Consider the following 26,909-nt stretch of genomic DNA (forward strand, 5'->3'; position numbering starts at 1 on the left):
TCATGACGGCGGCATCCGGATCGGGCGACGAGACTCCCACCGACGACGCATCCCCCGATGACGCTCCCGCCGACGGCGTTCCCGCCGACGCTGTGAGGGCGGACGACGCTTCCGCCGAGGACGTGGCGACGGGCGAGATCCCCACCGACCTCGGCCCGCATCCGGCCGACGCCATCTACGCCGACGGCCCCAGCACCGCGGAGCTCGACGTCGCGGCGGCTGAGGTCGAGGAAGAGAAGGCGGATGCCGCGGCCTCCGCCCCGCCCGCGTCGCCGGCGCCCGGCGCGGCCGATGCCCGGCCGGCGCCCGCAGCGGACGACGCCGGTGCGGACGCCGGCGGCCAGGACGCGCCCGACCCGAAGCAGGCCGCGGCGCCCGACGACGTCATCCGCGAACCCGATGACGTCGCCTCCGACACCGCGGACGACGAGCACGGCGAGGCGCGCCGAGTGGGACGCGAGGGCGAGACCGAGCCGATGGCGGGCGGAGCCGAACGGCCGGCACCCAAGGCGGCCCTCGTGTACAACCCGACGAAGGTCGACGGCGACGCGCTGCGGCAGACCGTCGCACGGCTCGCGAAGGAGGCGGGCTGGTCCGAGCCGCTGTTCTACGAGACCACGGTCGACGACCTCGGCGACGACGTCACGCGCGAGGCGCTCGAGGAGGGCGCGAACGCGGTGCTCGTCGCCGGCGGCGACGGCACGGTGCGCGCGGTCTCGGAGGCCATGAGCGGCAGCGGCGTGCCGCTGGCGATCGTGCCGAGCGGTACCGGCAACCTGCTCGCCCGCAACCTGAAGCTGCCCCTCACCGACCCCGACGCCATGGTGCGCGCGGCGTTCGACGGCGACACGATGCCCATGGACGTCGGGTGGACCGAGATGCGCCGCCCCGACGGCACACTCGAGGAGCACGCCTTCGTGGTGATGGGCGGCATGGGCCTGGACGCCGCGATGATCGCCAACACCAACCCGCAGCTGAAGAAGACCGTGGGCTGGGTCGCCTACGTCGACGGCGCGGCGCGCGCGCTGCCGAGCGCCAAGCCCTTCCGCGTGGTGTACGAGCTGCCCGGCCACCGTCTGCACTCGTCGCGGGTGCAGAGCGTGCTGTTCGCCAACTGCGGCAAGCTCCCGGCGGGCCTCGACCTCATCCCCGAGGCCTCCATCACCGACGGGGCGCTCGACATCGTGATCTTCCAGCCCAAGGGCCCGTTCGGCTGGCTCTTCGTCTGGCGCCGCGTCGCGTGGGACAACAGCTTCCTGCGGAAGTTCCGCGCCGGGCGCCGCGTGCTCTCGCTGCGGACGAAAGACAGCGCCGTCGTCTACTCGCGCGGCGCCGGCATCGAGCTCGCGACGCAGGAGCCGCAGCCCGTGCAGCTCGACGGCGACGAGTTCGGCGAGGCGCTGTCGGTCAAGACCCGCGTCGAGGCGGCCGCCCTCCTGGTGGCGGTGCCCAAGGCCCACACCACCGACGGCCTGTGAGAGACGGATGCCGCGGGCCGCGGCATCCGTCTCCTCCCCGTCGCAGAGTCAGCCCTTCACCGCGCCTCCCATGCCGGCGCTGTTGAGGAACACCCGCTGGAAGAGCAGGAAGAGCACCACCGGGATCACCGTCGAGATCGCGAGGGCGGCGAGGAACACATCGAGCTCGATGTACTGCTGCAGCTGCGGGAGCCGGACCGAGAGCGGCTGGAGCGCCGGATCCTTCAGCACGAGCATCGGCCACAGGAAGTCCTTCCACGCCGCGATGACGGCGAACACCGAGACCACCCCGATGATCGGCCGCGACATCGGCAGCACCACCGACCAGAACAGGCGGTACGGGCCGGCGCCGTCCATGCGGGCGGCCTCGAACACCTCGCGCGGCAGCGAGTCGAAGAAGCGCATCACGAGCAGCACGTTGAAGGCGTTCGCGCCCGCCGGCAGCCACACCGCCCAGAACGTGTTGATGAGCGATTGGCCGAGGAACGGCGGATCGACGATCGTCAGGTACAGCGGCACGAGCAGCACGATGCTCGGCACGAACAGGGTCGCCAGCACCGCGGCGACGACGACCTTGCCGTAGCGGGGCCGCAGCACCGAGAGCGCGTAGCCGGCGGTGGTCGCGACCAGCACCTGCACCAGCCAGACCCCCAGGGCGATGATCACGGTGTTGAAGAAGTACTTGTCGATCTCGACCCGGTTCCAGGCCTCGCCGAGATTGGCCCAGTCGATCCCGTTCGGCCACAGCGCCAGCGGCTGGCGGAGCGTGTCCTGGGTCGGCGTGACGGCGGACTTGGCGAGCCAGAGGATCGGCCCGAGTCCGACGACGATCAGCGAGACGAGGAGGATCGCGTGGGTGGCGCGTGTCGTCACGCGCACGCGGCGGCGGCGCCAGTCGGCGGACGACAGGATGCCGCGATCCGCGTCGATCTCGCGGGCGTGGGTGGTGCGCGCGGCCGTGTCGGCGCGGCTCACGAGGTGCTCCAGCTCTTGGTCAGGCGGAAGTAGATCGCCGAGAAGATCGCCAGCACGAGAGCGAGCATGAGGCTCAGCGCCGTCGCCGCGCCGTAGTCGCCGCCGAGGCTGTTCTGGAACGCGTACTTGTAGATCAGCATGAGCACCGTCATCGTCGAGTTGGCCGGCCCGCCGGCTGTGAGCAGGAACGGCTCGAGGAACACCTGGGCCGTGCCGATGATCTGCAGGATGAAGGTCACCAGGAGCACGCCGCGCAGCTGCGGCACCGTGACGTGCCACACCTTGCGCCACACTCCGGCGCCGTCCACCTCCGCCGCGTCGTACAGCTCCGGCGCGACGCCGATGAGGGCCGCGAGGTAGATGATCACCGTGCTGCCGGCGGCCGACCATGTGGCGAACAGCACGATCGACGGCATCGCCGTGGCGGGATCCTGCAGCCACGGCAGCGGTCCGAGGCCGAACCAGCCGATGATCGTGTTGAACACGCCGTTCGGCGAGGCGTCGTAGAAGAACTTCCACAGCAGCGCTCCCACGACCGGCGGCACGATCACCGGGAGGTAGGCCAGCGCGCTGTAGAGCCCGCGGCCGCGCCGCACCTCGCTCATGAGGACGGCGACGACGAGAGGCACGGGATAGCCCAGGAGCAGGGCGAGCACGGCGAACCAGAGCGTGTTGATCACGGCGGTGCCCAGCAGCGGGTCGCTGAGCACGGTCGCGAAGTTGTCGAAGCCCACCCATTCCGGCGGGGCGATGAGGTTCGTGTGCTGGAACGCCATCACGGCGGCGTCGACGATGGGCCGCCACGAGAAGAGCACGAAGCTCACCAGCAGCGGGATCAGGAAGACGACCGTGTGCGGGCCGCCACCCCGCACCCAGCCGCGAAGCCCCCGGCGCCGGCGGGGTTCGACGGCCACGGCGAGGTCGATGGTGTCGGGGGTCTCGGCGACGGGCGGCGGCGCCGTCGTCGGAGTGAGCTGCGTCATTGCGGGTCCTCTTCTGCGGGAAGTCTCCCGGGGCGGGGCGGCCGCCCCGGGAGACGGATGCTACGAGCCGGCCTTCTCGTACAGCGCTTCGGCCTGCGCCTGCGCGTCGGCCAGCAGCGCGGGGATGTCGGCGTTCTCGTCGGTGAGGACCGACTGCACGACGGTGTCGAGCAGTGCGTAGACGTCCTGCGTCGCGACGCGCGGCTCGGCGATGAGCGGCTGGTCGAAGATGGCGTCGGTGTAGGGGGCCATCTGGTCGACCGGCACGTTCACGAACGGCGCGATCCACTCCTGGTACTGCGCGTACTGCTCGGCGTCGAAGATCGGCAGCTCCGGCGCGCCGACCGGCTGGTCGAGCGAGTCGGCGAGCTCGACGGTCTCGACCACGGTCGCCTCGTCGGCGAGCTTGGCGAGGTAGTAGAAGTCGATCCACTTCACGGCCGCCTCCTGCTGCGCCTCACTGGCCTTCGGGCTCACCGCCGCCAGCGTGCCGCCGCCGAGCAGTCCCGGCTCGTCGCCCTGCAGGGGCAGCACGGTCAGGCCGTAATCGTCGGGGTTCAGCTCGTTCTGCGTGACCAGGTTGCCGTAGTTGCCACCGCCCGACACGTACATGCCGATCCGCCCGGCGGCGAAGTCCTGGTTGATCGTGCCCCAGTCGTAGAGGAAGTTCGCCCCCATCGAGTCGTCCGCCCAGCGCATCTCGTGCAGGTACTCCAGCGCCTCGGCGACCGCGGGGTCGGAGTCGATGGTCGGCGCCGACGCGTCGGCGTCTTCGGTGCTGCCGCCGAAGGCGTTCACCAGCGTCGTGAGGATCCAGCCCCCCGTGTTGCCGGAGGTCATGGTGGCGTACCCGGCCTCGCCGGTGGCGTCGGAGATGGCCTTCGCCGCCTCGCGCACCTCGTCCCACGTCGCGGGCGGAGCGTCGGGATCCAGTCCCGCGGCCTCGAAGAGCGTGCGGTTGTAGTGCAGTCCCTGGCCATAGGCGGCGATCGGGATGGCCCACTGACTGCCGTCGGCCGCCTGGCCGGCCTGCGCGACGTTCGGGTTGAACCGGTCGGCGTAAGGCAGGTCGGCCACCAACGCCGACACGTCGGCGATCTGCTCGTTCGCGATGAGGCCGCGGCCGTCGGTGAAGGGGATGGTGAACACGTCGGGCAGCGTGCCGCCGGCGAGGTCGGTGGTGAACGTGGGCGCGGTCCAGGTGTACTCCTGGGCCTCCACGGTGATGTCGGGGTTGTCCTTCTCGAACTCCTCGACGCGGGCGTCGAAGTTGTCGCGCGCCTCCTGCTCGAGGCCGGCGTCGATCGCCACGGTGAGGGTCACGCCGTCACCGGAGTCGCCGCCGGCGGCGGCGCAGCCGGCGAGCAGGGCCGCCGTGGAGGTGAGTGCGAGCGCGCCGATGGCGGCGCGCCGGATCGTGGACGTCATTGTCTGGTCCTTTCGTCTGCTGCTGCTGTGTTGCGTCGTCGCGTGCCCGAGGCGGGCACGCTCTCCTCGTGGTGGGTGGCCGCGCTCACAGCGCGAGCCACACGGTGGAGTCGGGGGGAAGGATGCCGCCGCCCTCGTCCCCGGCCGGCGACGCGCTCGCGAGGAGCACGGCACGATGGGCGGGGAGCGGAACGGGCGTCGCTCCGAGATTGGTGACCGAGAGCGTGCGCTCGCCCCGGCGGAAGGCGAGCACGTCGGCGCCCAGTTCGAGCCAGTGGAGCTCGTCGGCGCGCAGGTCGTCGAGGGTGCGTCGCAGTCGCAGCGCGGCCCGATAGAGCGAGAGCATCGACGCGGGATCGGCCTCCTGCGTCTCGGCGGCGAGCGCTCCCCAGTCCGCCGGCTGCGGCAGCCAGGTGCGCGTGCCGGCCGCCGTGCCGAAGCCGTACGGCGGCCGGTTGCCCGACCACGGCAGCGGGACGCGGCATCCGTCTCGTCCCGGGTCCACACCGCCGGAGCGGAAGTGCATGGGGTCCTGGATGACGTCGCGGGGCAGCTCCGCCTCGGGGAGCCCCAGCTCATCGCCCTGATAGATGTACAGACTGCCGGGCAGGGCGGCGGTCAGAAGCGCCGCGGCGCGCGCCCGGCGGGTGCCGCGGGCGATGTCGGTGGGGGTGCCGAACCGCTTGCGGGCGAACGAGAAGCCCGAGTCGGCACGACCGTAGCGCGTGACCGGACGCGTGATGTCGTGGTTCGAGAGCACCCAGGTGGCCGGTGCACCCACCGGCGCGTGCTCGGCGAGGGTCCGCTCGACCGACGCCCGCATCGCCGCGGCGTTCCACGGCTGGGTCATGAAGTCGAAGTTGAACGCCGTGTGCATCTCGTCGTGGCGGAGGTACCGCGCGAAACGCTCGGCGTCGTCGAGCCACACCTCGCCGACCAGGACGCGGGTGCCGTCGTACTCGTCGGCGACGCGACGCCATGCGCGGTAGATGTCGTGCAGCTCGTCGCGATCGACGTGCGGGTGCGCACCGGGCGCGGGCGCGTTGCCCTCGAGCTGCGGAAGAGCGGGGTCCTTCACCGGCAAGGCCGCCGAGTCGATGCGGACGCCCGCGACGCCGCGGTCGAACCAGAACCGCAGGATGTCCTCGTGCTCGCGCCGCACGTCGGGGTGGTTCCAGTTGAGGTCGGGCTGCTCAGGGGTGAAGAGGTGCAGGTACCACTCCCCCGGCGTGCCGTCGGGGTTCGTGGTCCGCGTCCAGGTCTCGCCCTGGAAGCTCGACACCCAGTCCGTGGGGATCCCGCTCCCGTCCGCGCCGCGGCCGGGGTGGAACCAGAACCGCTCGCGCTCAGGGCTGCCGGGGCCCGCGGCGAGCGCCGCCTGGAACCACGGGTGCTGATCCGAGATGTGGTTCGGGACGACGTCGATGATGGTGCGGATGCCGAGGGCCAGGGCCTCCTCGATCAGCTGCTCGGCCTCCTGGAGCGAGCCGAAGCGCGGATCGATGTCGCGGTAGTCCTGGACGTCGTAGCCGCCGTCGGCCAGCGGGCTCGGGTACCAGGGGTTGAACCAGATGGCATCGACCCCGAGGTCCTTGAGGTAGCCCAGGCGAGCGCGGACGCCCGCCAGGTCGCCGGTGCCGTCGCCGTTCCCGTCCGCGAAGCTGCGCACATAGAGCTGGTAGATGACGGCCGAGCGCCACCACAGCGGATCGTCGGTGCCGGGCACGGGACGTGCGCCGCGGGTGAGGACCTCGGTGTCCAACATGTCTCCTCGTCGATGAAAGGACCGATGGGAAGAATGTATTGGGCGTTCGTGCGGAGCGCAACTCTTTGACGGATTAACGCAAGTTCTTGATCTTCGAGATGATTATCCTTCGGCTGCAGAGTGGGCGACCGCTGCGCGGGATCATCCTCCGGCGCGCTTACCCGCGCCGCCGACGCGTCGACGTCGACTTCGTCGGCGGCGACGGGTCGGGGGTGCCCGCCAGTCCCGATGCCCGCGCGCTCTCCGGATGATCCCGCTCCGCTCTGTGCTGCGCCGTGGGCCGGCGCTGCGCGCGGCCGATGGCGGAGGAGCGGAGGGGGGCGCGAACGCCAAGGGGAGGAGAAAAGGAGGCGTCCTGCGCGACGCCCGAGGTTGGGTCGTTGAGTGAGCGAAGCGAGACGAAACGCGCCGGCGGCGCGCACGGCGCCGGGCCCCGGCGGGCTCAGGACGCGACGGGACCGGTCGAGGCGCGGAGCACCAGCTCCGGCTCGAACAGGAGCTCGTCGCCCGCCTCGGTGGTGCCGGCGATCTGCGACAGGAGCAGCTCGATCACCGTGCGCCCCATCGACTCGATGGGCTGGCGCACGGTCGTGAGCGGCGGCTCGGTGCAGCTCATCAGGAAGGAGTCGTCGAACCCGACGACGCTGACGTCCTGCGGCACGCGCAGGCCGGCACGACGCGCCGCCCGCACGGCCCCGAGAGCCAGCGGATCACTCGCGCATACGATCGCCGTGGCCCCGGCCGAGAATAGGCGCGATGCGCCGGCCTGCCCGGACTCGAGCGAGTACAGCCCGCGCACGACGAGGGCGTCGTCGAGGGGCGAGCCGAGCCGTTCGAGCAGCGGGCGCGCGGCGTCGAGCTTGCGCCGTGACGGGATGTGGTCGACCGGCCCGAGCAGCAGCCCGATGCGCCGGTGACCGAGCTGGCGCAGATGCTGGACGGCCTGCTCGGCCGCGGCCGCGTCGTCGGTCGACACGGTGGCGAAGTCGAGGGCGTCGATGCGCGCGTTCACCAGCACCGTCGGCAGGTTGACCTGCCGCAGGCGCTCGTAGTGGTCGTGCACGGCGTCTGCCTGACTATAGTTGCCGCCCAGGAAGATGACCCCCGACACCTGCTGCTGCAGCAGGAGGTCGACGTAGTCGGACTCGGTGATGCCGCCCGCGTTCTGCGTGCACAGCAGCGGCGTGTAGCCGTTCTGCGTCAGCCCGCCGCCGATGATCTCGGCCAGGGCGGGGAAGATCGGGTTCTGCAGTTCCGGCAGCACGAGGCCGACGAGACGCGCCCGTTCGCCGCGCAGCTTCGTCGGGCGTTCATACCCGAGCACATCGAGCGCCGTGAGCACCGCCTGACGGGTGGCTTCCGAGACCCCGGGCTTGTCGTTCAGCACGCGACTGACGGTGGCTTCGCTGACCCCCACCTTGCGCGCCACCTCGGCGAGTCGCTTCGACATGCGCTCAGTGTACGCAAGAACTTGCAGAATTTCGCAAGTGCGCGCAAGCGGCGGACAGCGGTCTGCGGGGTGAAGAATCCGGGCGAGATCGCACGATCCGAGGCTCGGCGGCCCGAACCAGTGCATCCGGCCCGGAAGTTCGACGCCTGTCAAGACCGACCCGGCGCCGAGCCGGCACGGCAGGATGACAGCATGCCCGGGCCTTCGATCGTGTGGTTCCGCGACGACCTGCGTCTCGCCGACAACCCGGCGCTGCGCGCAGCGCTCGAGCGTGACGAGCCCGTCATCGGCCTCTACGTGCTCGATGAGGAGAGCCCCGGCATCCGGCCGCTCGGCGGTGCGGCCCGCTGGTGGCTGCATCATTCGCTCGCCTCGCTCGCCGACCGGCTCCGCGAGCGGGGCGGGACCCTCGTGCTCCGCCGCGGGCCGGCGGGCCGCGTGGTCCGCGAGACTGTGACGGATGCCGCGGCCGGCGCGGTCTTCTGGAACCGCCGCTACGGCGGGCACGAGCGCGACATCGATGCCGACCTCAAGTCGCGTCTGCGCGACGACGGCGTCGAGGTGGCGTCGTTCGCGGGCTCGCTGCTGTTCGAGCCGTGGACGGTGAAGACCGGGGCGGGCACCCATTTCTCGGTGTTCACGCCGTTCTGGCGCGCGTGCCTCGGTCTGCCGACGCCCCGGCCGCCGCTGCCCGAACCGCGGGAGGTCGACGGTCCGCGCCGGGCTCCGGCATCCGACACGCTCGACGACTGGGCCCTGCTCCCGCGCGAGCCGGACTGGGCGGGCGGCCTCCGCGAGACGTGGGAGCCCGGCGAGCCCGCCGCCCGCCGACGGCTGCGCGCGTTCCTCGCCGATGACCTCGACGGCTACGACCGGGCGCGCGACGAGCCGTCGGCGGGCGCGACCTCGCTGCTGTCGCCGCGCCTGCGGTGGGGAGAGGTGAGCCCGCACACGGTGTGGCACGAGACGCTCGACGCCGGGCAGGGCGGGCGCTTCCTGTCGGAGCTCGGGTGGCGCGAGTTCGCGTGGCACACGCTCTACCACTTCCCGGAACTCGCGACGCGGAACCTGCGACCGGAGTTCGACTCGTTCCCGTGGCCGCGGCTCAAGCCGTCGCTGCTGCGTGCCTGGCAGCAGGGACGCACGGGCGTGGCCCTCGTCGACGCGGGCATGCGCGAGCTCTGGCACACCGGCTACATGCACAACCGGGTGCGGATGGTCGCGGCATCCTTCCTGGTGAAGAACCTGCTCATCGACTGGCGGCGCGGCGAAGAGTGGTTCTGGGACACCCTGGTCGACGCCGACGACGCCAACAACCCGTTCAACTGGCAGTGGGTGGCCGGGTCGGGCGCGGACGCGGCGCCGTACTTCCGCATCTTCAACCCCGAGCTGCAGGCGAAGAAGTTCGACGGCGACCGCCATTACGTCCGGGAATGGGCGCCCGAGCACCTCGGCGATCCTCCGCCGACGCCGGTCGTGGACCTCGGCGAGTCGCGCAAGGCCGCGCTCGCGGCCTACGAGCACGTCAAGCGCGCCGCCCGCAGCTGACGTGCCGTGTCGTCGGATGTCGGCCGCGCGGAATGCGACGGCGACGACGGAGGTTGCGGCCCGACATGACAACGATCGGAATCATCGGTGCAGGACACATCGGCAGCGCGCTCGCCCGCGCCTTCGCGGGGCTCGGGTACGACGTCGTGATCTCGAACTCGCGTGGACCGGAGAGCCTGTCGGAACTGGTGGCGGAGCTCGGCCCGAAGGTCAACGCCGCCACGGCCTACGATGCGGCGGCCGCCGCCGACATCGCGGTGGTGACCGTGCCGCTGAAGGCGCTGAAGGACGTGCCCGTCGAACCTCTCGCCGGCAAGATCGTGCTCGACACCAACAACTACTACTTCGAGCGCGACGGCCACGTCGACGCGCTCGATCGTGGTGAGACCACGACGTCCGAGCTTCTGCAGCAGCATCTGCCCTCATCGAAGGTCGTGAAGGCCTTCAACCACCTGTACGCGGCCGAGATCGGCACGACCGGCCTCCCGGCCGGCACGCCGGACCGCCGCGCGCTGGGCACGGCGGGCGACGACGACGAGGCGATCGCCCTCGTCACGGGGCTCTACGACGCGCTCGGCTTCGACACCGTCAGCGCGGGACCGCTGAGCGAGTCCTGGCGCCTCGAGCGCGACCGCCCCGCATACGTCGTGCGGCAGACGGCGGCGGAGCTGCGAGAGAACCTCGCGAAGGCGAACCGCCTCCCGTAGCTCCGGTCCGCAGCCGGCGCCACCGCAGGGTCGGAGATCCGCACGAAGTCGGGGCTGGACGAAGCGCGAGCTCCGACCCGACGCCGATCTCCGATCCTGTGGCGACGCAGTGGCCCCCGAAACCGAGTGGGATGACGGATGCCGCGGGCCGCGGCATCCGTCATCCTCGTCGCCTGCGGTCAGACCGCCGTGAGGTGCAGCACGATCGCGTTGCCGGGGAGCAGCAGCGGCAGCGCGAGACCCGACTCGGCCAGCACCGCGCCCGGCAGCACGACGCCGTCGGCGAGCCAGGGCGGGGGTGCGTCCTGCAGTGTGTCGACCGGCGCCCCGAGGTCGAGCACCGCCACGCGGTAGCGCCGCGCGGGATCGAGGCCGACGAAGCGCAGCGGGGCCGGCAGCGCGGCGTCCGTCGTGTCGAGGACGGCGTAGGAGAAGAGCGCCTCGTCCTGGCCGGGCGCGACCACACCGTGGACGACCACCGCGTCAGTGGCGGCATCCGCCCGCACGACACGGCCGGTGTGCAGCAGCGCGCGGTGCCGGCGGTACGCCGCCGCCCAGGTGCGCAGCGCGGCGAGGTCGCCGGCATCCAGGCGGGTCAGGTCGGACTCGATGCCGGCGTGCCCGAAGAGCGCCGTGGCCAGCCGGAACCCCCGGCCCGCGGTGCGCCCGGTGGTGTGGGCGCGCGCGTCGCCGACGTGCGAGCCGACGTACTCGGGCGGGATCACGATGCCGGTCCAGCGCTGGATCTGCTGGCGGACGAGCGGGTCGTTGGTGTCGCTCGCCCAGACCCGGTCGACGCGGGGCAGGATGCCGAGGTCGACGCGCCCGCCGCCGGAGGCGCACGACTCGATCTCGACGCCCGGGTGCGCGGCGCGGAGGCGGTCGATCAGCGCATAGACGGCGCGCACCTGCGGGCCGCTGCCGTCGACGAGCAGATCGCGGTTGTGGTCCCACTTGAGGTACGCGATCGCATACTCGGACAGGAGCGCGTCGAGCCGCTCGAAGAGGTGCTGCGCGACCTCGGGCCGCGACAGGTCCAGCACGTGCTGCCAGCGCCATGTCACCGACGCGGGAGCTGTGAGCAGCCACTCGGGGTGGGCGCGCGCGAGATCGGAGTCGAGGCTCACCATCTCGGGCTCGACCCACAGTCCGAACTCCATGCCGCCGCCGTGGACGCGGTCGATGAGGGGCCCGAGGCCGTCCGGCCAGCGGACGGGATCGACCGTCCAGTCGCCCAGGGCACGGCGGTCGTCGGTGCGCCCGAGGAACCAGCCGTCGTCCAGGACGAACCGCTCGACGCCGATCTCGGCGGCACGCTGGATGAGCGGCTCGAGCCGGTCGAGGGAGTGGTCGAAGTAGACCGCCTCCCACGTGTTGAGAGTGAGCGGCCGCGGGCGGTCGATGGTCGACCACGAGCGCACCCACGGGTGCAGGCGGTCCGAGACGCCGTCCAGACCGCTGCCGGACCAGACGGCGACGAGCGCGGGCGTCTCGTAGGACTGGCCGGGCGCGAGCGTGACCGGCGCGAACCGCTCCCCCGCGCCCAGGGTCGACGGCCCGAGATCGGATCGCTCGAACCACTGCCGGACGTCGCCGCTCCACGCGAGGTGCGTCGCCCACACCTCGCCCGCGGCGAAGTCGAAGCCCGGTGTGCCGACGGCCAGGAGGAACGGCGCGTCGTGTCCTCCGCGGCCGTGCCGGGTCTCGCGGAGCCAGACCCCGTGACCGGGCTGCGCGCGCTGGGGCCGGCGCTCCCCCGCCCAGCGACCGGAGAAGTCGAGCACCTCGCGCGCCCGGTCGGGCACCGGCAGCACGACGCCGGCGGCGTCGAGCGCGAGGGGCACGTCGCCCTCGTTGCGCACGACGTGGGAGACCAGCAGCACGCCCTGCGCGGTCAGTTCGAGCCGCGTGGCGACGAGGGCGCCGCCCCACTCCGTTTCGACGACGAGCGTCTCGCCGTCGCGGACAGTCGACCGCCCGCGGGGCGCGGTGCGGGCGCCGGCGACCACGACGGCCGGCATTCCCGACCAGCCGTCGCCGAGCGAGGGCAGGAGCGACAGCCGCAGGGGCACGTCGATGGAGCTCGGCGGAACCGCCGGGACGGCGGTGTCGCACACGGCGACGAGGTCGGCTTCGGCGAGCGCACCCAGGTCACGTCCCCAGTGGACGATCGCCGGAACGCCCGCGCCGCGGGAGTCGAGCACCAGGCTGACTCCCGCGGCACGGAGGTGGTGGATCACGCGGCGGACTACTCCGCGACCGGGATCGACTGCGCCTTGAGCGTCGCGATCGTCGACTCCTGCGCCGACTCGAGAGCCTCGAGCAGCGTGCCCTGGCCGGTGACGGCCTTCTGGAAGCCGTCCGACACGTCGGCGTAGGTCTGCGTCATGGTCGGGCCCCACACGAAGTCGGGGTTGACCTGCTCCGCCGCCTCGGCGAACACGTCGTAGATCTTCTGGCCGCCGTAGAACTCCACGCCCTCCTGGAGCGACGGCAGTTGCAGACCGGCCGTCGTGGCGGGGTAGATGTTCGCCGACTCGTTGAGCGCGGTGAGCGCCTCGTCGGAGGTGTTCAGCCACAGCGCGAACTTCGCCGCCTCGTAGAGGTGCTCGGTGCCCTGGAACACCGCGATGGACGATCCGCCCCAGTTGCCCGCGCTGGTTCCGCCGGCCTCCCACTGCGGGGACGGCGCGACCGACCACTTGCCGGCCGTGTCGGGGGCACCCGACGAGATCGAGTTGGCGCCCCACACCGCGGAGTTCCAGGTCCAGACCTCGCCCGAGTTGTAGGCGTTGTTCCACTCCTCGGTCCACGCCGGGTAGGTGGCCACGAGGTCCTCGTCGAGGAGCTCCTGCCAGTACTCCGCGATCTTCGTGGACTCCTCGCCGGTCAGGTCGACCGTCCACTCCTCGCCGTCGTTCGAGAACCAGTCGCCGTTCGCCTGCCAGACGAAGCCCGCGAACTGGTTGATGTCGGCGGTCGAGAAGTTCGTGATGTAGCCGCCGGCGGCGCGCACGGCCTTCGCGGCCTCCTTGTACTCCTCCCACGTCGTGGGCACGGCGATGCCGTTCTGCTCGAACAGGTCGGAGCGGTAGAACAGGGCCATGGGACCGGAGTCCTGCGGCACGCCGTACACGCCGTCGGTGCCGAGCGTGACCTGGCCCCAGGTCCACGGGATGAACTCGTCCTCGGCGGCGACGACGTCCTCGCACGCCGACAGGTCTTCGAGGCCGTCCTGCACGCGGAAGCTCGCCAGCGCGTCGTACTCGATCTGGCCGAGGTCGGGGGCGTTCCCGGCCTCGAGCTGGCTGAAGAAGCTCTTGTACGTGCCGCCGTTGCCGTTCGGACCGGTCTGCACGTCCACCTGGATGTCGGGGTTCTCCTCGTTCCAGATCGCCACGACGTCCTCGATGCCGGGGATCCACGACGTGAACTCCAGCGTCACATCGCCGTCCGACGGGGTGCAGGCCGCGGCATCCGCGCCTCCGCCGTTGTCGGCGCCGGATCCTCCGGCGCATCCGGCCAGCGCGAGCGCGCTGAGCAGTGCGACGCCGGTGACGACTGCCCTCTTGTTGTGCTGCATGATCTTCCTTACTTGGTGGGTGATGGGGGATTTACACGGATGCCGCGGGCCGGGCCCGTCAGCGGGAGCTCACTTCACGGACCCGGTGCCGAGTCCGGTGCGCCAGAAGCGCTGAAGGAGGAGGAAGGCGACGATGAGCGGAACGATCGAGAGGAACGATCCGACCAGGACGTAGGTGCGCAGCTCGGGGATCTGGTTGAGCTGCGTGTTCCACGAGTAGAGGCCGTAGGTCACCGGGAACAGCTCCTGGCTGCGCAGCATGATGAGCGGCAGGAAGAAGTTGTTCCAGATGGAGACGAACTGGAAGAGGAACACCGTGATGAGGGCCGGCATCATGAGCCGCACCGACACCGTGAAGAACGTGCGCACCTCTCCCGCGCCGTCGATGCGGCCGGCTTCGATGAGCTCGTCCGGGACGCTCGCCGACGCGTAGATGCGGCTGAGATAGACGCCGAACGGGCTGACGATGCTCGGCAGCAGCACCGCCCAGAACGTGTTCGTGAGGTTGACCTGGCTGAAGAGCAGGAACAGCGGGAGCGCCAGCGCGGTCGCGGGCACCAGGACGCCGCCGAGCACCACGTTGAAGTACACCTCGCGGCCGCGGAAGCGGTACTTCGCCAGGGCGTAGCCGCACATGCCGGCGACGATCGTGGCGAGGAGCGCCCCCAGCCCGGCGTAGCCGAGGCTGTTGACGAGCCAGCGCACGTAGATGCCGTCGTTGTAGGCGAGCAGGTCGCCGACGTTGGCGAAGAAGTTCCAGTCCGAGAACCACAGGGCGTTCGTGGTGAGGAGGTCGCCGCGGTCCTTCGTGGAGGCGATGAACAGCCACCAGATCGGCACGAGGAAGTAGAGCGTGAAGACGCCCATCACGATCAGGGCGGCGCCCCGCGACAGGATGCTCTCGCGCGGACCGCGCGCCGGGGCGAGGTCGTCGGCGGTCGCACCGCGGGTACGGGTGAGCATGCTCATGACTGGGCCGCCTTCCGCTGGGTGAGCTTGAGGAACGCGAACGACAGCACGAAGGTCGCCAGCGCCAGCACGACCGAGAAGGCCGCGGCCAGCTGGGTGTTCGGGATCGAGCTCGTCGCGTAGATGGTCATGTTGGGCGTGTACGTGCTCGACACCGCGGCGGTGAAGGAGCGGAACACCTGCGGCTCGGCGAGCAGCTGCAGCGTGCCGATGATCGAGAACACCGCCGTGAGGATGAGCGCCGGGGCCACCATCGGGATCTTGATCGACCACGCGATCCGCACCTGGCCGGCGCCGTCCAGGCGCGCCGCCTCGTACACCTCGGACGGGATCGCCAGGAGCGCCGAGTAGATGATGAGCATGTTGTACCCGACGAACACCCATGTGACGACGTTCGCGATCGACCACAGCACGAGCTCGGGCGAGAGGAAGTCGATCGTGCGCGTGACGTCGGTGAACGGCGACAGGTTGGGCGAGTAGAGGAAGCCCCACATGATCGCGGCGATCACGCCGGGCACCGCGTAGGGCGCGAAGAACGCGAGCCGGAAGAACTTCTTGCCCTTGAGCACCGGTGAGTCCAGCAGCAGGGCGAACAGCAGCGCCAGGCCGAGCATGATCGGCACCTGCACGACGCCGAAGAGCAGCACCCGGCCGACCGACTCCCAGAACGGCGCGTTCTGGAACACGAGCACGTACTGCGCCAGCCCGCCGAACACCTCGGTCGGCTCGCCGTACAGCCCGTCGCGCTGCACGACCTGCAGCGACTGCCACACCGCGTAGGCGATGGGGATCAGGTAGAAGAGCAGGAACAGGATGCTGAACGGACCCGTGAAGATCGCGATCGCACCTTTGTGGGGCGTCTTGCGGCGCGGCGGGCGCGCCGGACGGCCGCCCTCTCCGCTCCCCGTGACGAGGACCTCCGTGGCGGTCATGCGGCCGCCTCCTCTCTGATGATGCGCACCGCGCCGCCGGGCACGTCGACGTGCCCCGCGACCGGCGTGCCGGTGACGAGCTCGTAGCCGTGCGCGGTGAGCTCGGCGCACGACTCGGAGTGGTTGACGACGAAGAGGTACGAGGCATCCGTCCCCTTCCGGCGCACGATCTCGACCGCGCCGTCGGCGCCGCGCACCTCGGCCGCCGGACGCACGCCGGCGCGCTCCTGCAGCTTCGCGACGAGCGCGCGGTAGTCGGGCGCCTCGAGCAGCGTCGCGAGATACCAGGCCTCGCCGGCGCCCCACGCGTTGCGGGTGACGGCGGGCTGTCCGGCCGCGGGGCCGTCGGCGAAGGATGCCTCGACCTCGGCCGTCGTCGCCTGCGAGCGCTCCGACCACAGGCGGGCGACCGATCCGTCGGTGAGCGTGAGCGGCGTGCCCGGAGCGACGGGCGCGAACTCCTCGACGCGGATGCCGAGCGCCTCGCGGAACGGCCCGGTGTAGCCGCCGGTGAAGACGCGGTCCTCCTCGTCGACGGTGCCGCTGTAGAAGGTGATGAGCGCGGTGCCGCCGGCGGCGATCCAGTCGGTGACGACGGCCGCTTCTTCGGCGCGCACCAGGTGCAGGCCCGGCACGACCACCAGGCGGTACGCGCTCAGGTCGGCGCCCGGCGCGACGATGTCGACGGTGAGGCCCTGGGCGTGCAGCGCGCCGTAGGCGGCGTGCACCTGGTCGAGGTAGCCGAGCGCCTGGCTCGGCCGCGAGTCGGTCTGCACCGCCCACCAGGACTCCCAGGAGAAGACGAGCGCGACGTCGGCGTCGACGCGCGAGCCGGCGACCTCCGCGAGACGCTCGACGATGCCGCCGAGCTCGACCACCTCTCGCCACACGGCGGAGTCGGTGCCGGCGTGCGGCAGCATCGCGGAGTGGAACTTCTCGCTGCCCTGCACCGAGGCCCGCCACTGGAAGAAGCACACGCCGTCGGCACCCCGCGCGACGTGGGTGAGCGAGTTGCGGAGGATCTCACCGGGCGCCTTGGGCTTGTTGAGGGGCTGCCAGTTGACGGCGCCCGTGGAGTGCTCCATGAGGATCCAGGGCGCGCCGCCGCCGAGGCCCCGTGACAGGTCGGCGGCGAAGGCGAGCTCGGAGGTGGGGTCGGCCAGCCGGTGGTCGAGGTAGTGGTCGTTGGCGACGATGTCCATGTCGGCCGCCCATGACCAGTAGTCGAGGTTCTCGATGTGCGCCGTCACCATGAAGTTGGTGGTGACGGGGATCTCGCTGAGCCCGCGGATCACCCCCGCCTCGGCGCGGTAGTACGACAGCAGCTCGTCCGAGCTGAAGCGGTGGAAGTCGAGGAACTGGCCCGGGTTGCGGGTCGAGACGGTTGCGCGCGGGGGCAGGATCTCGTCCCACTCGCGGTACGTCTGGCTCCAGAACGCGGTGCCCCACGCGGTGTTGAGCGCATCGATCGACGCGTACTTGGCGCGCAGCCAGCCGCGGAAGGCGATCGCGCTCTCGTCGCAGTAGCAGAGGGCGTTGTGGCAGCCGAGCTCGTTGGAGACGTGCCAGAGCTCGACGGCCGGGTGGCTGCCGTAGCGGCGGGCCACGGCGTCGACCAGCCGGAGAGCGGCGGCGCGGAAGACGGGCGAGCTCGGGCACCACGCCTGACGGCCACCCGGGTAGCGGCGCGTGCCGTCTTCGGCCATCGGGAGGATCTCGGGGTGCGAGCGGGCGAGCCATGCCGGGGGCGACGCCGTGCCGGTGCCGAGGTTGACCTTGATGCCGGCGGCGTGCAGGCGCGCGATCACGTCGTCGAGCCGGGCGAAGTCGAACTCGCCGTCGCGCGGCTCGATGTGCGACCAGCCGAAGATGTTGATGGCCACGAGGTCGACGCCCGCCTGGCCCATGAGGGCGATGTCTTCGTCCCACACCTCGGGCGCCCACTGCTCGGGGTTGTAGTCGCAGCCGAACGCGATGCCGTCGTGTGCGAAGGGGCGGGCGGGGGCCGTCATGTTCTCCTCGGATCTGTGAACGTGCACAGTTCCGAGCGGGATGCCTCCGCGCTGAGGTTCTGTGAACGTGTACAGAGTATGCACGCCGCAAACTCCTGTCAACTGGTTCCGTGCGGCATGTGCGCGTGCACATACGATGGTCGCGTGGAGACGAATGGACGCAGGCGCCGCGCAACCGTGAAGGACGTGGCGATCGAGGCCGGCGTCTCCCGGGGCACCGTCAGCCGCGTGCTCAACGGCCAGCCCTACGTGTCGGACGAGGCGCGCGCGGCGATCGACGCGGCGATCGCCAAGGTCGGCTTCGTGCCGAATCGCGCCGCGCGCAGCCTCGTGATGCAGAGCTCGCAGGCGATCGGGCTCATCGTGCACGAGCCGCACTCGCTCTTCGTCGAAGACCCGAACATCGGCTCGATCCTGCTCGGGGCCAACGCTGCGCTGTCGGAGGCCGACTACCAGCTGTCGTTCATGATCGCCGACGGCACCCGCGACATCGAGCGCCTGGCCCGCTACCTGAGCGGCGGTCTCATCGACGGCGTGATCATCGTGTCGGCGCGCGTCGGCGACCCCATCACCCGCGCCATCGCCGAGCTCGGCCTGCCCGCGGCGTTCGTCGGGCACCCCCGCGACATCGGCGACGCCGCGTACGTCGCGATCGACAACCGGGGCGCGGCGCGCGAGATCACCGCCCGCCTGGCGGCCACCGGCCGGTCTCGCATCGGCATGATCGCCTCGGCGCTCGACCGCGACTCGGGTTCGGACCGCCTCGCCGGCTTCGTCGACGCCCTCGGCAATCGGTTCGATCCGCAGCTGGTCGAGCGCGTGCCGCTGTACTCGTACTCGGACGGCCAGGCCGGCATGCGCGCCCTCCTCGAGCGGGCCCCCGACATCGACGGCGTCTTCGCCTCGAGCGACGCCGTCGCCGCCGGCGCGATGGACGTGCTGCAGTCGGCCGGACGCGTCGTCCCCCGCGACGTCGGCGTGGTGGGCTTCGACGACAGCTCGTGGGCGCTGCGGTGCGACCCGCCGCTCTCCACCGTGCATCAGCCGGCGAACGAGCTCGGCCGTGCGGCGGCCGAGTCGGTGCTGCGGCAGCTGCGCGGCGAAGACCCGGGCACCGGCGGCAGCGTGCTCTCCTGCCCGGTCGTGTGGCGCGAGTCCGCCTGATCGCGCTCACTGTCACCGGACGGCGCGCGGGGGGTGCGGGGCCATCGCGCGGTGCGCGGGCCGGGCAAGCGCCGGTGCACAACTCCACGGTTTCCGCGCTCGAAGCCACGAGGAGCGCGTGATAGCGCAGTCTCGCCGCGTTCTTGTGGAGTTCCGCCGGCGCGACGGTTGACGGCCAGGGCTCGGAATGCGCGGGCCGGGGCGGAGGTTGGCCTCAGGGATGAGCACCGCCACCTCCGCCCCGGCCCTGTCCGTTCTCGACCTCGTTCCGGTGCGCACCGGGCAGACCAGCGCGCAGGCGGTCGCGGCATCCCTCTCCCTCGTCGACGCCGCCGATCGGCTCGGCTATCGCCGCTACTGGTTCGCCGAGCACCACAACATGCCGGCGGTCGCGTCGACGACGCCGCCGGTGCTCGCCGCAGCGGCCGCCGTGCGCACGTCGCGCATCCGTCTCGGTTCGGGCGGCGTGATGCTGCCCAACCACTCCCCGCTCGTCGTCGCCGAGCAGTTCGCGGCGCTCGAGGCGCTCGCCCCGGGCCGCATCGACCTCGGCCTCGGGCGTGCGCCCGGCTCGGATCCGGTGATCACGCAGCTGCTGCGGCAGAGTGGAACCACGAGCGACGTCGAGCGGTTCCCCGACCACGTGCGCGACATCCGCTCGCTCGTCTCGGCTGAGGGCGCGTCGCTGCGCTTCACCTCGGGCGGCACGTACGACGTGCACGCGACGCCCGCGGCCACCACCACGCCCGAGGTGTGGCTGCTGGGATCGAGCGACTACTCGGCCCAGCTCGCGGCGGCGCTCGGGCTGCCCTACGTCTTCGCGAACCACTTCTCGGGCGAGGGCCTCGAGCGTGCGCTCGACCTCTACCGCTCGGCGTTCGTCCCCTCCGACGCGCTGTCGGCACCGCGCACCTTCCTCACCGCGAACGTGCTCGTCGCCCCGACGCAGGACGAGGCCGAAGCTCGCGCCCTGCCGAACCTGCGCATGACCGCGCGCCTGCGCACGAACAAGCCGCTCGTCGCGCTCGAGACGGTCGAGTACGCGCAGGCCCACGCCGAGGACTTCGCCGGGCTCGGCGACACGTTCATGGCTTCGGCCCGCGCGAAGTGGTTCGTCGGCACGGCCGAGGCCGTGGCATCCGACCTCCGCACCTTCGCCGACCGGCACGCCGTCGACGAGGTCATGATCTCGCCGATCGCGGGCTCGTACGAGGAAGAGCCGATGGATGCCGCACCCGGCCGGCTGCAGACCCTCGAGCTGCTGGCGGGCGAGCTCGGCCTCTGAATCGGCCGGCGTCCGGCCGCCCGTTCCCCCTGCGCCGGCGGTCATCGGCCACGCACTGACCACCGACGATGCCCTGACCACAGGCGAGAACATCACCTGATCTGGGTGATGCCCTCGGCACCCCGGTTCGTGACGGTGGGAGGGACAGTCCGCGCAGGCGATGACGCCCAGGTCATCGCAGAGCTCCGGGGGGACCTCATGTCTGTTCGACGAATCGATGGTGCCGGCACGTTCACCCGGGGAGGGGTGCGGCCGGCGGTCGTGTTCGCGACCGTGATCGCGGTGGTCGTGGCGCTGGTCGCGCCCTTGGGCGGAGTGCCCGCCGCGCACGCCGGACCGGGAAGCCGGGTCTCGGGCGTCGTATGGTCGGACGCGAATCGCGACGGCGTGCGCCAGACCACCGAGGCGGTGAAGTCCGGCGTGACGGTGCAGCTGCTGTCATCCCCGGACGGGGCGGTGGTCGCCACGACGACGACGGCCGCCAACGGCACGTACAGCTTCGCGGACGCGGCCGACGGCGACTTCGTGGTGCGCGTCGACGCACCGGGCACCGGAAGATTCCCCGACGCCGCCGCGGGCGACAACAGCTTCATCCGCGCCGGCGACCCCAATCCCGGCGATCCGGAGCGCGGCGTCACGACGCCGTTCACGATCACCGGCGCCGCCCAGGTGGTGAGGAACGCGGGCTTCCAGCCGATCGCCGACCTCAAGGTCACGAAGATGGAATGGAGCGACGCCTGCGAGGGGTTCGCGCGCACCGGCCTGCCGCCGTTCGACGCCGACGATGAGCCGGGCCACGACAGCGGCACGGCCAACTGCCGGGTTCGTCCGCAGGACAGCGTCTACCAGAACTACTCGGTCGCGCTCACCGGCCTGCCGACGGGCGCCTCGGTGCCGAACGTCGTCGCGGAGTTCACGATCTCCTCGCCCGACAATGCCAAGCTCCGCCTGCGCGGACCCGCGGCAGGCGGCATGCCCGACGGCTGCCTCTACGCGGCCAACGGCGCGGTGCCGACATCATCGAGCAGGACCAATGCCGACGGGTCGATCACGGTGATCTGCAACCTGGGCACGATGTCGTCGAACGTGGCAGCCATCCAGCTCGTCTACGATTTCGCGTCTGACACGCCGATCCCCTCGCACGCCGAGATCTCGATGCGCGCCTACGCCGCGGGCGGCGACGCCGGCAACTCGAACACCGTCAACGGGCCGCTCGTGGAAGTCACCGGCATCGCGAAGTGGGAACTGCGCAAGAGCGTCCGGGGCTTCGCCACCTCACCGGCCCCATCGAACCCGCGCTACGTCGTGCGCAACGGGCAGCCGGGCTATCAGATGCGGTACATGTTCGAGATGCAGGACATGCTGCAGGGCAAGGGCGCCGAGCTGCAGTGGCCTCTCACGTTCCACGACCAGATGCCGGAGTTCCCGAACGCCGTCGTCGCCAGCTGCTCCGCGTACGGCTTCTACGACGGCGGGCCGTATCCGAACGGCGAGAGCTGGACGATGCCCAACTGTCCCGTGGGTCAGACGCAGGGACCCGACGGCTGGACGCTGAGGATCCAGAAGGGCAATCCCGCGACTCTCGGTCACACCTTGCTCGATGTGTGGATTCCGGCCGGCGACATGTACCGGCAGGTCGACCCGAGCTGGCAGCCTGGCCAGCCGGCGCCCACCGGCACGTACACCTTCGACAACCTCGCGAAGGACACCGACACCTGGGCCATCAACGGCGGCCAGTTGAACTACGGAGACGGCCGGGAGCCGGGCTACGACGGCACGGGCGACAACCTCGCGACGTTCTCGGGTGAGGCCAAGCCGTCGCAGTGGGATCTGCAGAAGTTCGCGGACGGCGGTCCGGTGTTCACGTCGACCACCGTCAACGGCACGCCGATGGAGGGGTACACGCAGCGATACCGGCTGCGGGTGCGCGACCTCACGCCGACGCCGAACCTGGCACCGTTCCTGGATGACCCGCTGACCTTCAAAGACAAGTTCTTCGTCAGCGGCGAGTTCGCCCCCGACGCGGTGCTGACCCGCTGCTACGCCGCGGGCTTCACCGTCTTGCGCTCGAACAACAGCTACAGCGCCGATACCGGCACGCCCACCTGCACCACGGGTACGCAGCCGGGAACCGCCACCGACATGGACACCGGTTGGGAGCTGACCTTCCACCCCAACCAGTGGGCGCACGACCTCCACTACGCCGACATGTTCGTCGACATCTTCGTGCCGATGGCCGAGTTCGAGGTCGACCCCTGCACCGATCTCACCACCGAGGTCAGATTCCGGAACATCGCCGTGCAGTCCGACGGCTGGACGGCGCTCGGCCTGCCGATGAACGGCTCCGGGTTCGAGCCCGGCTGGGACGGCACCGAGGCGACCGGCAACAACGTCGTCGACCATCGCCTGAACTTCTCCGGCCAATGCGGAACCCTGACCGGAAGCAAGTCGTACGTCAACTGGGCGGACGGGCAGCGCGGAGACGCGACCTGGGCGGGGCGCATCATCGGCTCTTCCGTCAACTCGGTGGCCGACAACGCACGCGTGAAGGTCACGAACTTCCAGCAGTGCGACGTGTTCGACGTCTCGGTGTTCCAGCTCGGGGCCCCGCGCGGCGGCTTCCCCCGGTTCGTGACGGTGAACACCCCCGTGCAGAACCTCGACACCACCGACTACGTCATGGAGTACGCGGTCGGCCCCAACCAGGTCGACACGCAGGCGGGGCCGCAGGGCGCGAACGGACTGTACCCGATCGACGCCTCGTCGAACGATGCGGCAGCGCGCGACTGCCGCGGATTCGCGGGGCCGTGGCTGACCGATCCGGCGCAGTTCGGCGAAGGCTGGCAGGACCGCGTCAACATGGTGCGCGTCCGTCCCCTCGACCCCACCACCGTCGCGACCGGCCCCTTCAACGCGTTCCTCCAGTTCGATCTGCAGTCGCGTCTCACCTACAACGGCGGTCCGAACGCGGGCGAGATGATCCCCGCGGGCGTGCTCACCCACAACGTCGGGGGATGGCCGTCCGGGAACGCCGGCGGAAACTGGGGCAGCGGCTGGAGCATCGGCGCGCGTGATCTGGTCACGGTCGGCCCCGGCCTGCAGGTCGAGAAGAACGTCACCCCGAACACCTACCTCCCCGGCGACACTGTCACGTGGAACTTGAACGCGCGCGCGGTGTTCGCCTACAACGGTCAGACGATCTACAACGTGCGCCTGGTCGACACCATCCCCCAGGGGCTCGAGTTCAACCTCGCGTGCACGAGGAACCTGCTCCCCGCCGGAGTGACGGTGGCCTACGACGCGGTCGCCCGCCAGGTGACCTTCGCTGCCGGAGACGTCCTCCTCGAGCGGGTGGGAGGCACCGGCGCACAGTGGATGTTCCACCAGAGCGACGCCTCGGCCGCCCGAGGTGCGCTCAAGATCTGCACCGATGTGTCGGAACTCGCGCAGCCGGGAACCAACTACATCAACCGGGTGCAGCTGTCAGCCGACAATTCGAGCGACCGGCCGTCGGCGCAGGCCACCATCCTGGTCGTCGGCACCGGCAAGCTCGGCATCGAGAAGCACGTCGACAAGCCGTACGTCGCCAGCGGCGACCGGTACGACTGGTCGCTCGAATGGGGCAACACCTCGCAGATGATTCCCTTCCAGGCGCCCGACGTCATCGACGTCCTGCCGTGGAACGGCGACTTCGCCGTGGGCTCGCTCTCCAAGCGCGACCAGTACGCGACGGACTTCCAGGGCTCCGCGCGGCTGATCGGCGAGCTTGCTCCGCCGGTGTTCCTCGCGGGCGCCACCGGCGAGGTCGCCGGCACGTGGTACTACTCGACCGCGAACCCCGCGACGATCAACCACGACTCGAGGGTGGCGGCCAACGCGAGCCCCCAGACCCCGGGAGGGCTGTGGCTCGTGGCGGGCGAGGTGAGCGACTTCTCGCAGGTCACCGCCATCCGGTTCGTCTCCAGCGAAGATCTGCCCGTACGATCGAGGGTGCGGGCCGACATCCCCGCGCGATCGACGAGCACCGCGCTCGACAACGTCTATGTGAACCGGGCGTCGATCGTCTCGCCCTCGTTCCCCGACGATCTGCTCTTCTCGAATGAGCCGTATGTGCTGATGCCCGGGTTCACGCTGGGCGACCTGGTGTGGGCGGACCGCAACGGCAACGGCAAGTTCGATATCGGAGAGCAGGGCATCGCCGGTGTGACCGTTCAGGTGCGCGACGCCGACGGCGAGGTCGTCGCCACGCGGGTCACCGACGCGAACGGCCGCTGGTCGGCCGACGCGCTGCCCGCGGGTGATTACACCGCCCACATCCCGGCGGCGATGTTCCGGGCGGGCGGGCCGCTGGCGGACTTCGTGGTGCGCACGGTGGGCTCGGGCGATGCCGACGGCGTCAATGAAGGCGTCGACAACAACAACACCGCGGCGCCCGACCCGCGGTCGACCGGGCTGACGAGCACCGCGGTGACCCTGGCCTACGAGTACGCCGGGGACCGGCTGGTCGGCGGCGACGGACCGACCGGGGACGACGTGGCACGCCTGGCGGGGCCGCTGATCCCCGACGAGTTCACCACCTTCACCGTCGACCTGGCGCTCCTGCCGGGGCCGGCGATCGATATCGAGAAGTCCACCAACCTGCAGGATGCCGACACCCCCACCGGGCCGTACGTGCCGGTCGGCGGCGCCGTGGTGTGGACGTACGTGGTGACCAACACCGGGGATGTGGATCTGACCGACATCGAAGTGACCGACGACCTGGTGGATCCGGAAGACATCGACTGCGCCGGGACGGGCAGCAACTTCGTTCCCGGACCGCTCGCGCCCGCGGCATCGGTCACGTGTGTCGCAACGGGCACCGCCACCGCCGGCCAGTACGCCAACACCGGCACGGTGACCGGGCTGGATCCGACCGCGGTGGAGGTGACCGACGAAGACCCGTCGCACTACTTCGGGTCGGTGCCGGCGATCGACATCGAGAAGGCGACGAACGGGGAGGATGCCGACGAGCCGACCGGTCCGCTGGTGCCGGTGGATGGCGCGGTGGAGTGGACGTACGTGGTGACCAACACCGGCAACGTTCCGCTGACGGACGTCACCGTCACCGACGACCAGGTCGCCGCCGCGGAGATCGACTGCGCCGGGACGGGCAGCAACGTGGTTCCCGGTCCCCTCGCGCCGGAGGCATCCGTCACCTGCGTCGCCTCGGGCATCGCGGTGGCCGGGCAGTACGCGAACCTCGGCACCGTGACCGGCACCGCCCCCGCCACCACCGACGCGCAGGGCGTCGTCACGCCCGGCGTGCAGGTGGACGACGAGGACCCGTCGCACTACTTCGGCGTCGCGTCGGCGGTCGACATCGAGAAGGCCACCAACGGGCAGGACGCCGACGAACCCACCGGTCCGCTGGTCGCGGTCGGCGAGGATGTGCGCTGGACGTATGTGGTGACGAACACCGGCAACGTGCCGCTCACGAACGTGACGGTGACCGACGACCAGGTGGGTGCGGCCGACATCGACTGCGCCGAGACCGGTTCGAACGTGGTGCCCGGTCCCCTCGCTCCGGAGGCGTCGTTCACCTGCGTCGCGACCGGGACCGCCGTCGCGGGCCAGTACGCGAACCTCGGCACGGTGACCGGCATCGACCCGCTCGAGGCGGAGGTGACCGACGTGGATGCCTCGCACTACTTCGGCGCGAACCCGGCCGTCGACATCGAGAAGGCCACCAACACCATCGACGCCGACGAGCCCACGGGTCCCTACGTGCCGGTGGACGGCAGCGTCGAGTGGACGTATGAGGTGACCAACACCGGCAACGTGCCGCTGACGGACGTGACCGTGACCGACGACCAGGTCGGCGCGGGCGACATCGACTGCGCCGGAACGGGCAGCAACGTCGTGCCCGGTCCGCTCGCTCCCCAGGCCACCGTCACCTGCGTCGCGACCGGCACCGCCATCGTCGGCCAGTACGCCAACCTCGGCACGGTCACCGGCGTCGGGCCGGAGACCACCGACGTCGAGGGTCTCCCGGTGCCGGGGGTGGTCGTGAGCGACGACGACCCGTCGCACTACTTCGGCGCCGCCCCCGCGATCGACATCGAGAAGGCCGTCAACGGTCAGGACGCCGACCGGGCGCCCGGCGTGGCCGTGACGACGGGGGCCGTCGTGGAGTGGACCTACGTCGTCACGAACACCGGCAACTCGCCGCTCGTGGACGTCACGGTGACCGACGACAAGGTCGCCGCGTTCGAGATCTGGTGCAACGGCACGCAGTCCAACGTCGTGCCCGGGCCGCTGGCGCCGGGAGCGTCGTTCACCTGCAACGCCCTCGGCGTCGCCATCCAGGGCGCCTACGTCAACACCGGCACCGCGACCGGCCGGGTCCCGGGCACCGAGGTCACCGTCACCGACACCGACCCCGCGCACTACCTCGGCACCATGCCGCCGAAGCCGGCATCGGCTGCCGCGGCTGCGCTTCCCGCCACCGGCGGCGCGCTCCCCGTGATCGCGATCTCGGTCGGCGTCCTCGCCGCCCTGCTCGGCGCGCTGCTGCTCATCACCGGGCGCCGCCGCCGCGCCTGACCCGGCACGAGCAAGCGGGGGTCGAGCGCCACGGCGCTCGGCCCCCGC

The 26,909-nt window shown here is 71.0% G+C and carries 16 protein-coding genes; 6 read left to right on the forward strand and 10 right to left on the reverse strand.

The features are described 5' to 3' along the window. Positions 1 to 2 precede the first annotated feature (2 nt). Complete coding sequence (locus R8Z57_RS04235; protein ID WP_318352492.1) at positions 3 to 1,478, forward strand: diacylglycerol/lipid kinase family protein; 1,476 nt, start codon at positions 3 to 5, stop codon at positions 1,476 to 1,478. Positions 1,479 to 1,526: 48 nt separating this feature from the next. Here R8Z57_RS04235 and R8Z57_RS04240 read toward each other — a convergent pair whose 3' ends face one another. The 5 genes from R8Z57_RS04240 to R8Z57_RS04260 all read right to left on the reverse strand — a co-directional run bounded on the left by R8Z57_RS04240 (position 1,527) and on the right by R8Z57_RS04260 (position 8,079). Further along, positions 1,527 to 2,453, reverse strand: a complete 927-nt coding sequence (locus R8Z57_RS04240; RefSeq protein ID WP_318352493.1) for a carbohydrate ABC transporter permease — start codon at positions 2,451 to 2,453, stop codon at positions 1,527 to 1,529. Next, positions 2,450 to 3,436, reverse strand: a complete 987-nt coding sequence (locus tag R8Z57_RS04245; protein ID WP_318352494.1) for a sugar ABC transporter permease — start codon at positions 3,434 to 3,436, stop codon at positions 2,450 to 2,452. Before R8Z57_RS04245 ends, R8Z57_RS04240 begins: the two co-directional genes overlap by 4 nt. A gap of 60 nt (positions 3,437 to 3,496) precedes the next feature. Next, a complete protein-coding gene (locus tag R8Z57_RS04250) occupies positions 3,497 to 4,864 on the reverse strand; it encodes an ABC transporter substrate-binding protein (RefSeq protein ID WP_318352495.1) in 1,368 nt (455 codons plus the stop codon). Positions 4,865 to 4,949: 85 nt separating this feature from the next. Then, a complete protein-coding gene (locus R8Z57_RS04255) occupies positions 4,950 to 6,629 on the reverse strand; it encodes a glycoside hydrolase family 13 protein (protein ID WP_318352496.1) in 1,680 nt (559 codons plus the stop codon). Between the two features lie 442 nt (positions 6,630 to 7,071). After that, positions 7,072 to 8,079: a LacI family DNA-binding transcriptional regulator gene (locus R8Z57_RS04260; protein ID WP_318352497.1), complete on the reverse strand. Its 1,008-nt coding sequence runs from the start codon at positions 8,077 to 8,079 to the stop codon at positions 7,072 to 7,074. A 192-nt stretch (positions 8,080 to 8,271) separates the two neighbouring features. On the opposite strand from R8Z57_RS04260, the gene R8Z57_RS04265 reads away from it, so the two are divergent. Next, positions 8,272 to 9,627 carry a deoxyribodipyrimidine photo-lyase gene (locus tag R8Z57_RS04265; protein WP_318352498.1) on the forward strand — a complete coding sequence of 452 codons (1,356 nt, stop codon included), beginning with the start codon at positions 8,272 to 8,274 and terminating at the stop codon, positions 9,625 to 9,627. Positions 9,628 to 9,659: 32 nt separating this feature from the next. Next, positions 9,660 to 10,334 (forward strand): NADPH-dependent F420 reductase, encoded by a 675-nt coding sequence (locus tag R8Z57_RS04270; RefSeq protein WP_378722794.1) that lies wholly within the window; start codon positions 9,660 to 9,662, stop codon positions 10,332 to 10,334. Between the two features lie 179 nt (positions 10,335 to 10,513). On the opposite strand, the gene R8Z57_RS04275 is transcribed toward R8Z57_RS04270, so the two are convergent. The 5 genes from R8Z57_RS04275 to R8Z57_RS04295 all read right to left on the reverse strand — a co-directional run bounded on the left by R8Z57_RS04275 (position 10,514) and on the right by R8Z57_RS04295 (position 17,830). Beyond that, complete coding sequence (locus R8Z57_RS04275; RefSeq protein WP_318352500.1) at positions 10,514 to 12,574, reverse strand: alpha-galactosidase; 2,061 nt, start codon at positions 12,572 to 12,574, stop codon at positions 10,514 to 10,516. An 8-nt stretch (positions 12,575 to 12,582) separates the two neighbouring features. Further along, positions 12,583 to 13,917 carry an extracellular solute-binding protein gene (locus tag R8Z57_RS04280; protein WP_318352501.1) on the reverse strand — a complete coding sequence of 445 codons (1,335 nt, stop codon included), beginning with the start codon at positions 13,915 to 13,917 and terminating at the stop codon, positions 12,583 to 12,585. A gap of 69 nt (positions 13,918 to 13,986) precedes the next feature. After that, positions 13,987 to 14,886 carry a carbohydrate ABC transporter permease gene (locus R8Z57_RS04285; RefSeq protein ID WP_318352502.1) on the reverse strand — a complete coding sequence of 300 codons (900 nt, stop codon included), beginning with the start codon at positions 14,884 to 14,886 and terminating at the stop codon, positions 13,987 to 13,989. Beyond that, on the reverse strand, positions 14,883 to 15,818 hold the full coding sequence (locus tag R8Z57_RS04290) for a sugar ABC transporter permease (protein WP_318352503.1): 936 nt from the start codon (positions 15,816 to 15,818) through the stop codon (positions 14,883 to 14,885). Before R8Z57_RS04290 ends, R8Z57_RS04285 begins: the two co-directional genes overlap by 4 nt. After that, positions 15,815 to 17,830, reverse strand: coding sequence for a beta-galactosidase (locus R8Z57_RS04295; RefSeq protein ID WP_318352504.1), 2,016 nt, complete (start codon positions 17,828 to 17,830; stop codon positions 15,815 to 15,817). Before R8Z57_RS04295 ends, R8Z57_RS04290 begins: the two co-directional genes overlap by 4 nt. A 117-nt stretch (positions 17,831 to 17,947) precedes the next feature. Between R8Z57_RS04295 and R8Z57_RS04300 the strand changes: the two genes are divergently transcribed. The 3 genes from R8Z57_RS04300 (at position 17,948) to R8Z57_RS04310 (ending at position 26,861) form a co-directional block, all read left to right on the forward strand. After that, on the forward strand, positions 17,948 to 18,994 hold the full coding sequence (locus R8Z57_RS04300; protein WP_378722791.1) for a LacI family DNA-binding transcriptional regulator: 1,047 nt from the start codon (positions 17,948 to 17,950) through the stop codon (positions 18,992 to 18,994). 220 nt (positions 18,995 to 19,214) lie between these two features. Next, positions 19,215 to 20,279, forward strand: a complete 1,065-nt coding sequence (locus tag R8Z57_RS04305) for an LLM class flavin-dependent oxidoreductase (RefSeq protein WP_318352506.1) — start codon at positions 19,215 to 19,217, stop codon at positions 20,277 to 20,279. A gap of 198 nt (positions 20,280 to 20,477) precedes the next feature. After that, entirely contained in the window at positions 20,478 to 26,861 is a 6,384-nt protein-coding gene (locus tag R8Z57_RS04310; protein WP_318352507.1) for an SdrD B-like domain-containing protein, read from the forward strand. Positions 26,862 to 26,909: the final 48 nt, after the last annotated feature.

This window comes from Microbacterium sp. M3, assembly GCF_033548675.1.
In the GTDB taxonomy this organism is placed as follows: Bacteria; Actinomycetota; Actinomycetes; order Actinomycetales; family Microbacteriaceae; genus Microbacterium; species Microbacterium arthrosphaerae.